At 61.9% G+C, this 11290-nt stretch carries 10 protein-coding genes; 2 read left to right on the top strand and 8 right to left on the bottom strand.

The genetic code is table 11. The features are described 5' to 3' along the window. Window positions 1-189: 189 nt before the first annotated feature. The 7 genes from ACEN2T_RS29695 to ACEN2T_RS29665 all read right to left on the bottom strand — a co-directional run bounded on the left by ACEN2T_RS29695 (window position 190) and on the right by ACEN2T_RS29665 (window position 7697). A complete protein-coding gene (locus ACEN2T_RS29695) occupies window positions 190-1137 on the bottom strand; it encodes a D-isomer specific 2-hydroxyacid dehydrogenase family protein (RefSeq protein WP_442117975.1) in 948 nt (315 codons plus the stop codon). After that, window positions 1134-2303, bottom strand: coding sequence for an acyl-CoA dehydrogenase family protein (locus tag ACEN2T_RS29690; RefSeq protein WP_442117974.1), 1170 nt, complete (start codon window positions 2301-2303; stop codon window positions 1134-1136). The genes ACEN2T_RS29695 and ACEN2T_RS29690 overlap by 4 nt, the downstream gene beginning before the upstream one ends. Window positions 2304-2379: 76 nt before the next feature. After that, on the bottom strand, window positions 2380-3063 hold the full coding sequence (locus ACEN2T_RS29685; RefSeq protein WP_095184524.1) for a peroxiredoxin-like family protein: 684 nt from the start codon (window positions 3061-3063) through the stop codon (window positions 2380-2382). Further along, on the bottom strand, window positions 3060-4418 hold the full coding sequence (locus tag ACEN2T_RS29680) for an LLM class flavin-dependent oxidoreductase (protein ID WP_442117973.1): 1359 nt from the start codon (window positions 4416-4418) through the stop codon (window positions 3060-3062). Before ACEN2T_RS29680 ends, ACEN2T_RS29685 begins: the two co-directional genes overlap by 4 nt. Before the next feature lie 11 nt (window positions 4419-4429). Further along, window positions 4430-5404 carry an ABC transporter substrate-binding protein gene (locus tag ACEN2T_RS29675; protein WP_032886599.1) on the bottom strand — a complete coding sequence of 325 codons (975 nt, stop codon included), beginning with the start codon at window positions 5402-5404 and terminating at the stop codon, window positions 4430-4432. Between the two features lie 101 nt (window positions 5405-5505). Then, window positions 5506-7089, bottom strand: coding sequence for a rhodanese homology domain-containing protein (locus ACEN2T_RS29670; RefSeq protein ID WP_442117972.1), 1584 nt, complete (start codon window positions 7087-7089; stop codon window positions 5506-5508). After that, the gene (locus tag ACEN2T_RS29665; RefSeq protein WP_442117971.1) at window positions 7086-7697 is read right to left on the bottom strand and encodes a cysteine dioxygenase; all 612 of its coding nucleotides are present in this window, start codon (window positions 7695-7697) and stop codon (window positions 7086-7088) included. The genes ACEN2T_RS29670 and ACEN2T_RS29665 overlap by 4 nt, the downstream gene beginning before the upstream one ends. 213 nt (window positions 7698-7910) lie before the next feature. Here ACEN2T_RS29665 and ACEN2T_RS29660 point away from each other — a divergent pair, with 213 nt between their 5' ends. After that, window positions 7911-8816 (top strand): LysR family transcriptional regulator, encoded by a 906-nt coding sequence (locus ACEN2T_RS29660; RefSeq protein WP_032886595.1) that lies wholly within the window; start codon window positions 7911-7913, stop codon window positions 8814-8816. Window positions 8817-8923: 107 nt separating this feature from the next. Continuing rightward, entirely contained in the window at window positions 8924-9718 is a 795-nt protein-coding gene (locus ACEN2T_RS29655) for a class II aldolase/adducin family protein (protein WP_032886594.1), read from the top strand. 88 nt (window positions 9719-9806) lie between these two features. Here ACEN2T_RS29655 and ACEN2T_RS29650 read toward each other — a convergent pair whose 3' ends face one another. Continuing rightward, complete coding sequence (locus ACEN2T_RS29650) at window positions 9807-10889, bottom strand: LLM class flavin-dependent oxidoreductase (protein WP_442117970.1); 1083 nt, start codon at window positions 10887-10889, stop codon at window positions 9807-9809. Window positions 10890-11290 lie beyond the last annotated feature (401 nt).

Below are 11290 nucleotides of genomic sequence, written 5' to 3'. Positions count from 1 at the left end.
AAGCCGGAGTGAGGGCACACCGAGCCTAGGCGAGGTGCCGAGTGTTGGGGCAAGAGCCCTTTGGTTACTTTGGGGCTCTTTTCCAAAGTGGCCCGCCGTAAGGGCGGAACCAATACCCGCCGTGACCGCAGAAACGGATATGTCCCCCCAACAAACCGCAACCCAAACAAACCCCTCACTCAAACGGCATCACCCATTAGCCAGATTCACCAATTCCACACCCAAAACATAACGCTCCAGGTTCGCCAAAAACGTATCAGCAATCTCATTACGGCTATCGGTCGATATCGCCGACGTATGCGGCGACAACCTCACCTTCGGATGCGTATACAACGGGTGCCCATCCGGCAACGGTTCCGGCTCGGTCACGTCGAGCGATGCCAGGCCGATTTGCCCGTTATCCAGCGCTTCCAGCAGCGCCTCCTGATCCACCAACCCCCCGCGCGCAATGTTGATCAAATGCAGCCCCGGCTTGGCGCTGCCCAACACGTCCCGATCGACGATATGGCGCGTAGCCTCGGTCAGCGGTGCCGCCAGCACCAGGTGGTCGGCGCGGGCGAACAGGTCGTGGATGTCCCTGGCCGCCTCGACCCCGTCGATCCCGAACGGTGTCGGGCTTTGGCGCAGCGCAACCACCTTGATTCCCAGCGCGTGAGCCTTCTGCGCCAGGCGTTCACCAATCGCACCAAAGCCGAGAATCCCCAATGTGGTGCTCTTGAGCGGACGCAGCGGGGTGAAATTCCACTGAGAATCCTTCACCCAGATATCCGGCAAATGCTTGGACGCGGCAAAGATCGCCGCCAGGGCGAACTCGGCCAGGTTGTCGGCGGCGCTGCCCCGGGAGGTCGTCACCGGCGGGCCGTTGAACAGCCATTGCGGGTAGAAGTCGATGCCCGATGAGACCAAGTGCACCCATTGCGCGCCGTAGGGCCAGCCTGGCGGCGGGGTATCCGGGGCGGTGTAGCCGCGCACGTTGATCGGACGCAGCAACAGGATATTCGCCTGGGGCGGCAGGTCGCTTGGCACGCCCACCGGAACGCCGATCACCTGGGCTTCGGGGTGGACCGTGCGCAGGCGAGCGCGGATCACGTCGTTGTAGTCTTCGTCCAACTGGCTGGCAATAATCACGTGAGTCATGCGCGTTCCTTCTGGCGTTGGGCGAACACGGCTTTACCGACGCCTTGCAGCACCGCATCGTTCTGCGGGGTATGTACGCGACTGCACAGCACATCGCGGTAGTGGCGTTGCAGCGGGCTATGGCGCGACAGGCCAGGGTTGCCGGAAGCCTCAATGGCCAGTTCCACCGCGCGAATAGCGTTGTGGGTAACCAGGTACTTCAACTGCGCGGCGTTGGCGGCCGGGGTGTGGCCGTCGGCGGCGGCGTCGAGCAGGCTGCGGTTGGCGAACAGCAGGGTGTCGATATGCCCGACGGTTTCCTGAAAGCGCGGCAAGGTCGACAACGCCGCACCGAGGTTGGACGGCGTGCGTTCTTCCAGCCAGTTCACCAGCCAGTCCCGCGCGGCCTGGGCCACGGCGTCGTACACCGACGAGAGCAGCACCGACATCCACAGGAAACCCTCCGCATCCAACTCCGGCTGCGGTGCGCTCCAAGGGCTGACACTGACGGCGTGGTCCAGCGGCACCAGCACGTTGTCGAGCACCACTTCATGGCTGCAGGTGGCGCGCATGCCGAGGTGGTCCCAGGTGTCGATGATGCTCACGCCGGGGCTGTCCTTGGGCACCAGCCAGGCGCCCACCAGCGGGTCGGCGTCGTCACTGCGCGCCCACACGCTGAACCAGCTCAGGCCATGGCTGCCGGTGGAGTAGATCTTGCGCCCACTGATGCGCCAGCCTTCGGCGGTGCGCACCGCAGTGGTCGCGGGCAGGCCGCCACGGGCCGGGGTGCCGAGGTCGGGCTCGACGCGCAGGGCGTTGATCAGCGCACCGTTACGCACTGCGTCTTCGGCGACTTTCACGCGCAGGTGCTGGGGCCAGGTTTTGCTGTCTTGCAGGCGTGTGTGTTGCAGGTATTGCATCACCAGGATCAGCGCGGTGGACGGCTCGCCCTTGGCAATCGCACTGATCGCCTTGCGCGCCTGAGGCAGGCTGGCACCGCCGCCGCCCAGGGTCTTGGGCACGGTGAGGGCGACCAGGCCGTGTTCATGCAATAGCTGGAAGTTGGCGTGGGGGAAGGCGCCGCTGTCATCGTACTGCGGCGCGGTACTGGCCAGCTCGGTGGTGAGGCGTTCGAGCAAGGCTTCGAAATTGGCGACTTCCACGGAGCGTAGAGACGGTTGGGTCATAAGAATGTACTCGGTCAAAAATGTGGGCGGGGCGGCGCGACGATTCGACTTGCCCCTCCCACAAAGGATTTTTGGCTTAGATGGCGAGGCGCACAGGCTGTTGGCCCAACAAGCGCTCCACCACCTGCACCACCGGCTCGGCTTCGGTACGTACCAGCCAATCCGGGCTAACGTCTACGAACGCAACCGTGCCGTCCTGGGCAATCACCACGACGGTCGGTTGGGGCAACTCCCAGGTCCCCGTACCGGTGGTTTCACCGATGTGATTGCCCTTGGCCAATGCCGCGTTACGCGAGGCTTCATCGAAGCTGTAGAGAATCCCCAAGCGCCGCCCGAGGTTGTTATCCGGGTCGCTGGCGACCAGCAGTTGCAGCGCGTGGTGGGTCTTGATTTCCACCAGGCGTTCCGGCACTTGCGGGCTGATCGCTACCAGCGGTACACCCAATTCGCGCAGGCGTGGGTACAGCTGGCGCTCGTAATAGGGCAGGGCGATGTTGCACGCCGGGCAGCCGGCAAAACGGAAGAAGATCAGCACCGCCGGGCCGTCTGCCAACAGCAGCTCGCGGTTGAGTTCGCCGCCTTCGACGTTGAGCAAGGTAAACGGGTCGAGCTCATCACCGACCTGCACGTAGTCGTCTACCCGCGCTTCATCCACCAGGCGCTGGCGCTGGTCGATATTGACTTGTAACGCCGCCGGGGCCCAGGTCGCTACACGCTCGGCGTGCAGCGCCGCCAACTGACGGTTAAGGGATTCGCTCATGCCAATGCCTCCTGCGGCGCTTGCACCTCGACGCTGTAACGGTTGACCGGTACGTCCAGGCCCAGGTTGTCGCGCAGGGTCTGCCCGGTGTATTCGGTGCGGAACAGGCCGCGCTGTTGCAGCACCGGCACCACCAGTTCGGTGAAGTACTGCAAGCCATCCGGCAGCACCGAGTTGACGATGAAGCCATCGCTGGCGCCGCGCTCGAACCAGGTCTGGATCGCATCAGCGACTTGCTCAGGGGTGCCGACAAAATCACGCTTGGGCCGCGAGAACCGCAGGGCCACTTCACGCAGCGTGAGGCCTTCGTCTTTGGCCAGTTGCTTGATGCGATCGGAGCCGCCTTTCTGGCTGTTGGAGCCCAGGTCGCCGAGTTCCGGGAAGGGTTCGTCCAGGGGGTATTTACTGAAATCGTGGTCGTTGAACGGGCGGCCGAGGGCGACGATGGCGTCTTCCACGGTGACCAACTCCACGGCCTGCTGGTAGCGGCTTTCCACTTCGGCCTCGTCGCGCCCGACAATCGGGCGGATGCCCGGCAGGATCGACAGGCTGTCGGCATCGCGGCCAAAGCCTTTGGCACGGCGTTTGAGGTCCTGGGAGTAGGCCAGGCCTTCTTCGATGCTTTCCACATGCACAAAAATCGCATCGGAATGTTCGGCGGCAAAGTTACGCCCGTCTTCCGAGGTGCCGGCCTGGAAAATTGCGGGCTGGCCCTGGCGCGAACGCGCAATGTTCAGCGGGCCTTTGACCGAGAAAAACTCGCCCTTGTGGTTCAACGCATGAAGCTTGTCCGGGGTGAAAAACTCGCCGCTGTGCTTGTTGTAGGCAAAGGCGTCGTCCTCCCAGGAATCCCACAGGCCCTTGACCACGTTCAGGTGTTCCTTGGCGATGCGGTAGCGCACGGCATGGGGCGGGTGCTCGGCCTTGCCGAAGTTATCGGCGGTGCCGCTGAGCCACGAGGTGACCACGTTCCATCCGGCGCGGCCGCCGCTGATATGGTCCAGAGACGCGAACTGACGTGCCACTTGGTAGGGCTCGGTGTAGCTGACGGTCACGGTGGCGACCAGGCCGATATGGGTGGTCAATGCCGCGAGGGCTGACAAGATCGTCAGCGGCTCGAAACGGTTGAGGTAATGGGGGCTGGATTTGGCGTGTATATGCAGGCTATCGGCGATGAACACAAAGTCGAATTTGGCAGCTTCGGCCAGTTCAGTCTGCTGCTTGTAGAAGCCGAAATTCGTACTGGCATTCGGTTGGGCCTGCGGGTGGCGCCATTCGCCCCAGCCGTGGCCGACACCGTGGACCATGGCACCCAGTTTTAAATGGCGTGGTTTTAGTTGACGTGGCTGGCTCATGTTCTGTTCCTTCAGCGCGAGACTTGGTTGTTGGGGGCACGCTTGGCGTTAAAGCTTTTGTCGAAGCCCTGTGACACGTCGATGTGTTTGGTCAGCAGGCCTTCTTTTTGGTAGGTGTCGGCGGTGGTTTGCAGGCCACTGATCACGCTGTCGTCGATCAATACCGGGCTCAGACGGGTTTCCTTGGCCACCGCCACATGCACGGCCAGTGGCAGGCCGGTGATTTTGGTCTGGGCGGCGGCGTATTCGTTGGGGTGCGTATTGGCCCAGGCGTAGGCGCGATCGACGCGGGCGACAAAGTCGTCCAGCTGCGTGCGCTTGTCGGCAATGGCCTGGCTGGTGGCCGCGAGGTACAGGTGGTTGCTCAACAGCGTGTTGCCACTGGCGATGATTCGCGCCTGGCTTTGGGAGGTCACCACGGTGGTGTAAGGGTCCCAGGTTGCCCAGGCATCGGCGGTGCCGTTATCCAGCACCAAGCGGGATTCGGCGGGCAACAAGAAGATGAACTGCACATCCTGGCTGGTCAGGCCCGCGCTGGCCAACGCCTTGATCGCCAGGTAATGCCCGATGGAGCCACGCCCGGTGACGATTTTCTTACCCTTGAGGTCGGCGGCCGTCTTGATTGGCGAGTCCTTGGGTACCAGCAGCGCGGTGGTGTTGCGCCCTTCGGCGTGGATGATGCTGACCACTTTTAAGGACGCCCCGGCGCCCAGCGCGAACACGTAAGGCGCATCGCCCAAGGCACCGACATCCACCGCGCCGGCATTCAGGGCTTCGCCCAGGGGCGAGGCGGAGGGGAACTCCGACCACTGGATGGCATAGGGCACGTCTTTGGTTTCGCCGGACACTTCCAGCAGCGTCTTGATCGTCGATTTCTGATTGGCCACCCGCAGTGGTTGCAGGTCGGCGGCGTGGGCGCTGGTGGCCAGGCCAAGGGCCAGGGCAGTACCCAGGAACAGGCGCTTGAAGGGGGTGGTAAAGACCATGGGATAGAGGCTCCAGGCAGATCAAAAAAGGTGTGGGTTACCTCCGCCTGGAAAGGGGTCGGTGAAGCCTGCCCCCATTCAGAGGCAGGTGTGTTGGATGATCAGATCACGTAGAACCCATGGGTCCCATCACGGGCCAACTGGGCAACCAAACCGAACTCCCAATCCAGATATGCCTGCATGGCTTCCTTGGGGTTGTCAGTGCCTTCGTACGGACGGCGGTAGCGGTCGATCCGTGGTGAGGCCAGGTGGGTTTCGCCTTCTTCCAGGGGCAATTTCGCGTTGATCCAGCCTGCCGTGCCGTCTTGCAGCAGGAACACTTGCTTGCCGGTGATGGCTTCGACTTCGGCCACCGCCAGGCGCGCCAGTTGGCTGCTGCCGCAGGTCAGCACGTAGCGCTCGGCGGTCGGCACTTTGGCGAGGGCCTGGGGCAGTTGCGCGCGCAGGGCCCACCAGGCGCCGGGGATGTGGCGTTTGACGTAGTTGGCGCTGGCGGTGAAGTCCAGCACCACGGTGTCGCCGTGGGCCAGCCAGTCGGCGAGGGTGTGCGGGCTGATCAGTTCGGCTTGGGGTGGCGTGGGCACCGGGGCGACCCAGACGCCTTTTTCGCTGAAGTGCGCCGCTTGAAGGTCGTCCAGCACGTGCACGTCCCAGCCCAGTTGGGCGAGCCAGGACGCGGACATGTTGGCGCGCACGCCGTCGTCATCCGCCAGCACCAGGCGTGCGCCGCGTACGCTGGCCACGTGATCGGTTTCCTGGACCAATTGGCCGCCGGGGGTGGAGCGCGCGCCGGGCAGGTGACCGGCTTCGAATTCTTCCGGGGTGCGCACATCGAACAGGTAGGTGGTGCGAGTGGTTTCCTGCTGCCAGGCGTGCAGATCGTCCAGGGTGGCACGGCCAACGCGGGCTTTGTCGGCGACGCGGCGTGCCTCGATGGCGGCGACCTGGCGATGTTCTTCCGAGGTTGGGGCAAAGCGTCGCGCCTGGCCGTGGGCGAGTGTTTGCCCGGCCAGGGTCCAGCCAATGGTGCCATTGCGCAGTGCGGATACCGGGTTGGCCACGCCCGCATTGATCAGCGACTGGGTGCCAATGATGCTGCGGGTGCGCCCGGCGCAGTTGACGATAATGCGCGTGGCCGGATCCGGCGCCAGTTCACGGGCGCGCAGCACCAGTTCGGCACCGGGCACGCTGATGCTGTTGGGAATGCTCATGGTTTGGTATTCGTCGAAGCGGCGGGCGTCGAGCACCACCACGTCGGCGTGGCTGTCGAGCAGAGCCTGCACTTCTTCGGCGGCCAGGGACGGCGTGTGACGCTCGCTCTCTACCAGTTCGCCAAAGGCTTTGCTCGGCACGTTCACGTCAATAAACAGCTCGCCACCGGCGCTGCGCCAGCCATTGAGGCCCCCTTCGAGCAGGCTGACCTGGGTGTAGCCCAATGCAATCAGGCGCTCGGCGGCGCGGCTGGCCAGACCTTCGCCGTTGTCGTAGACGGTGACCTGGGTATCACGCCGTGGAATGCGCGAATACACCTCCAGCTCCAGCTTGGACAGCGGGATATTCGCCGCGAACAGCGGGTGGGATTCAGCAAACGGCGCTTCTTCGCGCACGTCGATCAGGGCGACTTCTGCATGGTCCAACAGGGCCTGGCGAATCTGGGCGAAATTGCGGGTCGGTACGGTGCTCATAGGGCAGGGCTCTTTTCTTTGGACAAATCCCAGATGTTCGGGAGGAAGGCGTTGGAATAACCGGAGATAAACAGTTTCTCGCTGCCGTCGGGCTGGTACACCGCACGGCGTACCGCACCGATATTGGCGCCGTACACGTGAATGCTGATGGACACTTGGTCGCTGTGGGCGTTGCTGACCTGATGAATGTCGCCGACCTTGGGCGATACGGCTTCGACCTGGCCCGGCACCAGCTTAATAGGCTTGCCTTCGGCGACCAGGCTGCCGTCGGGGGCGCGTTCAAACCCTTGGGAAAACTCCGCGCCGCGCAACATGCCGATCAGCCCCCACACCCGGTGGTCATGAATCGGCGTGGTCTGCCCCGGACCCCAGACAAAACTGACGACGCTGAAGCGCTGGCGCGAATCGGCGTGCAGCAAAAATTGCTGGTAGCGCTCGGGGTTGGGTTGGGCGAATTCGTCGGGGAGCCAGTCATCATGGCTGACCAGTTGCGCGAGCAGCTTGCCGCCACGGTGCAACAGGTCGCCTTCGCGCGGATTGCCGACGATCAGTTCCGCCAGGGCGCCAATGAAGGCTCTGAGTCTCTCGGGGTGTCGGGCCTGGTTCATGGCAATTCCATCAGTCGGTGTTGATGGGTTTATCTAAGCATAATGTTTATAGTTAATATGCTATTTTTTAATGATTAGCTTATAGCTGAAGGTAATTTAGAACCGGCGTGTATAGCGTTAGACGTTATCGATCACAGCGTGGGCTATTCAGATAACGTTCCTGCAACTATGCTTCGCGGACATCTTAATGACTGTTCTCTATGTGCGGCCCAAATGAAAATTGACGATATCGATGCCTTTGTCGAAGTGATTCGTTGCCAGTCCATCAGCCATGCCGCCGAGTCGTTGCAACTGACCCAGCCGGCCATTACTCGCCGCGTGCAGAACTTCGAGCAGGCGCTGGGGGTGGAGCTGTTTGACCGCAACACCAAGCCCCTCAAACCGACGTTGATCGGTACTCGCGTATATGAACAATGCCGGTTGATCCTGCGCGAGATGGATGCCTTGCGTGAGCTGGTAGCCACCGACGCACCCCCCTCCGGCGTACTGCGCCTGGGCGTGCCGCAGACCATCGGCGATGTAGTGCTGCTGGACGCGCTGAAGCTGCTGCGCACTGAGTACCCTGAACTGCGCGCCCAGGTCGCGACCGGCTGGGGCAGCCAGTTGGTCGGCAAGATTGAACGGGGCGAACTGGATGCGGCGGCGGCATTGTTCCCGGCAGGCAAGATCTTCCCGGATAACATCGTTGGCGAGTCTATCGGCAAGATGGAGTTGGTGGTGGTGTGCGCCAAGGCGCAGTTGCCGAAAAAACCCTGCAAGCTGGCGGATGTGTACCAGAACGGGTGGATTCTTAACCCGGATGGCTGCGGGTTCCGTGCCGGGTTGCAACGCACTTTGTCCGATCAGGGCTTGGCGCTGCGGGTCAACCTGGAAACCTTCGGCACTGAATTGCAATTGGGTCTGGTCGCCGATGGCCTGGGCTTGGGCCTGGTGCCGCGTCCCTTGCTGGAGCGCAGCGCTCACCGCGAACAATTGGCGGTAATGCCGCTCAAGGACTTCAAACCGGTGATGGACCTTTGGCTCATCTACCCGCATTTCCTCGGCAACCTGCAAGGGCCGGTGGATGCGTTTGGCAAATGGGTGGCGGCGTCGTTGCACAAGATTCGGGATGCGGCTTGATATGAAAAAAAATAATAATTAGCTTAGATTAAAATGTGCTTTTTATTATTTTTGAGCATCCCCTAGGCTTGCCTGGAAGTCCTTAAGGCCATCCAGGAAGTTTTGCCATGAGCAGCGTCACCTCGATTTCCAGCGTCTCCAACAACGTTCGTCAACGCGTCACGCCAGAAGAGTGGGAAGTGCGCGTGAAACTGGCCGCCGCCTACCGCCTGGCGGCCTTGTACAAGTGGACCGATCATATTTACACCCACTTCTCCGCCCGTGTACCGGGCCCGGAGGAGCATTTCCTGATCAATGCCTTCGGCCTGTTGTTCGATGAAATCAACGCCTCCAACCTGGTCAAGGTCGACCTCGACGGTACGATCGTCGACGACCCCACCGGCCTGGGTATCAACTACGCCGGCTACGTGATCCACAGCGCCATCCACGGCGCTCGCCATGACTTGCAAGCGGTGCTGCACACCCATACTCGCGATGGTATTGCGGTGTCCGCGCAGAAGGACGGCTTGTTGCCGATCTCCCAACACTCCATCGCCTTTTCCGGGCGAGTGGCCTACCACGGCTATGAAGGCATCGCCCTCGACCTGGACGAGCGTGAGCGGTTGGTGGCGGATCTGGGCGACAAGAGCGTGATGATCCTGCGCAACCACGGGCTGTTGACGGCGGGTATCAGCGTCGAACATGCCTTCCAGCAGCTGCAAGGGTTGGAGCGTGCGTGCAATATTCAGATCGCGGCGCAAGCGGCGGGGAATGCTGAGCTGGTCTTTCCGCCACAGGAGGTAGTGGCGAAGGTTGAAGAACAGGCCAAGGCGCATAGCAGCGGCGAGGGGCCGGGCGTGGCGCGGCATTGGAATGCGCTGATTCGGCAGTTGGAACGCAGCGATACCGACTACAAGAACTGATCCTGAGCTTAATGAAGATAGGCATGTGGGAGAGGGCGAGTCGAATCATCGCACCGCCCCTCCCACATTGGTTTTGCCGTGTTCTGGCTTACGCGACCTGTTTGGCCTGCTCGCGTTGTGCAATCAGTTGGCGGGTGAGGGGGATCAACCGCTTGCCGTAGTCGATCGCATCATTGAGCGGATCAAACCCACGGATCAGGAAGGTGGTGATGCCGAGGTCGTAGTAATCCACCAGCGCTTCAGCCACTTGTTCGGCGGTGCCCACCAACGAGGTTGAGTTCCCTTGTGCGCCCAGCAACCCCGCAATCCCCGTCCACAAACGCTTGTCCAGCCGGGAACCCTGTGCCGCCGCTGCGAGTAGCCGACGCGAGCCTTCATTCGGCGGTTCACGCCGCACAAATCCATTCTTCTCTGCCAACTCGGTGGCCTGTTGCAAGATGCTGTCAGCGCGTGCCCACGCCAGCTCTTCGGTCTCGGCGAGGATCGGTCGCAGCGACAGGCTGAAGCGAATCGTGCGTCCATGCTTGGCTGCTTCGGCCCGGACCTGAGTCACGATCTCGCGCACTTGCTCGTAGGTTTCGCCCCACAGTGCGTACACGTCGGCATGTTTGCCCGCCACTTCAATCGCGGCCTGAGAAGACCCTCCGAAGTACAGTGGGATATGCGGTTGCTGCGGCGACTTCACGGTGGAGTGCGCGCCTTCGACCTGGTAGTAGGTGCCGGTGAAATCGAAGGGCTGTTCGCTGGTCCATTCCTGTCGCACCACACTCAGGTATTCGTCGGTCCGTGCGTAGCGTTCGTCCTTGCCGATATGGCTGCCATCGGCGCGCAGTTCGCGGTCGTCGCCACCGGTGATGATATGCACGGCGGTGCGCCCGCCGTTGAACACATCCAGGGTGGCGAACTGGCGCGCGGCGAGGGTGGGTTGTGCAAACCCGGGGCGGTGGGCGATCAGGAATTGCAGTTTGCGGGTGACGCTGGCGGCATGGGAGGCGATCAGCGTGCTGTCCGGGCTGTTGGAGTGGAAGGCCACCAGGGCGCGGTCGAAGCCGGCCTCCTCGTGGGCGCGGGCCACGGTTTCCACGTAGTCCGGTTGCAGGGTCGGGCCGCTGCGTGGATGAATTTCGGATGCATGGTGGCCGCCGATATAGCCGATGAATTCGATGCTCATGGTCTGTCCTTGTCGAGTAGGGAGTGTGTACCTCCGCCGGGCAGGGGGTCGGTCATGCTCGTCCAAGGTAGGGGCCGCGACGGCCGCTGTAAAATGCCGTTTGGTTCTAACCTAATTATTAAAAAATAGAATTATTTTGTGATTTTATATCAGTAAATAGCATTATCTGAGTCGGCAGCGACGCAACCCCAAGTGTTTGCGAGTTGAGTGCACTTTTTAATAGACGAAAAAAAACCGGCTGATCAGGCCGGTTTGGGGGTGCCCTCGAACAGGGCGGGTTATGCGTGGTTTTCCATCAGACGATCCGAGCCACCTTCAGCTACGCGGTTTTCCATCAGACGGTCCGAGCCACCTTCAGCTACGCGGTTTTCCATCAGACGATCCGAGCCACCTTCAGCTAC

This window comes from Pseudomonas sp. W22_MBD1_FP4, from assembly GCF_052113765.1.
In the GTDB taxonomy this organism is placed as follows: domain Bacteria; phylum Pseudomonadota; class Gammaproteobacteria; order Pseudomonadales; family Pseudomonadaceae; genus Aquipseudomonas; species Aquipseudomonas sivasensis.
The sequence above is the reverse complement of the archived record's forward strand: the minus strand, read 5'-3'. Positions and strand labels throughout refer to the sequence as shown.

Bases quoted from the DNA above. Each gene is read 5' to 3' on its own strand.
- ACEN2T_RS29650 (WP_442117970.1), bottom strand. From the start codon at position 10,889: ATGAGCATCGAATTCATCGGCTATATCGGCGGCCACCATGCATCCGAA.
- ACEN2T_RS29695 (WP_442117975.1), bottom strand. From the start codon at position 1,137: ATGACTCACGTGATTATTGCCAGCCAGTTGGACGAAGACTACAACGAC.
- ACEN2T_RS29670 (WP_442117972.1), bottom strand. From the start codon at position 7,089: ATGAGCACCGTACCGACCCGCAATTTCGCCCAGATTCGCCAGGCCCTG.
- ACEN2T_RS29685 (WP_095184524.1), bottom strand. From the start codon at position 3,063: ATGAGCGAATCCCTTAACCGTCAGTTGGCGGCGCTGCACGCCGAGCGT.
- ACEN2T_RS29690 (WP_442117974.1), bottom strand. From the start codon at position 2,303: ATGACCCAACCGTCTCTACGCTCCGTGGAAGTCGCCAATTTCGAAGCC.
- ACEN2T_RS29680 (WP_442117973.1), bottom strand. From the start codon at position 4,418: ATGAGCCAGCCACGTCAACTAAAACCACGCCATTTAAAACTGGGTGCC.
- ACEN2T_RS29665 (WP_442117971.1), bottom strand. From the start codon at position 7,697: ATGAACCAGGCCCGACACCCCGAGAGACTCAGAGCCTTCATTGGCGCC.
- ACEN2T_RS29655 (WP_032886594.1), top strand. From the start codon at position 8,924: ATGAGCAGCGTCACCTCGATTTCCAGCGTCTCCAACAACGTTCGTCAA.
- ACEN2T_RS29675 (WP_032886599.1), bottom strand. From the start codon at position 5,404: ATGGTCTTTACCACCCCCTTCAAGCGCCTGTTCCTGGGTACTGCCCTG.
- ACEN2T_RS29660 (WP_032886595.1), top strand. From the start codon at position 7,911: ATGAAAATTGACGATATCGATGCCTTTGTCGAAGTGATTCGTTGCCAG.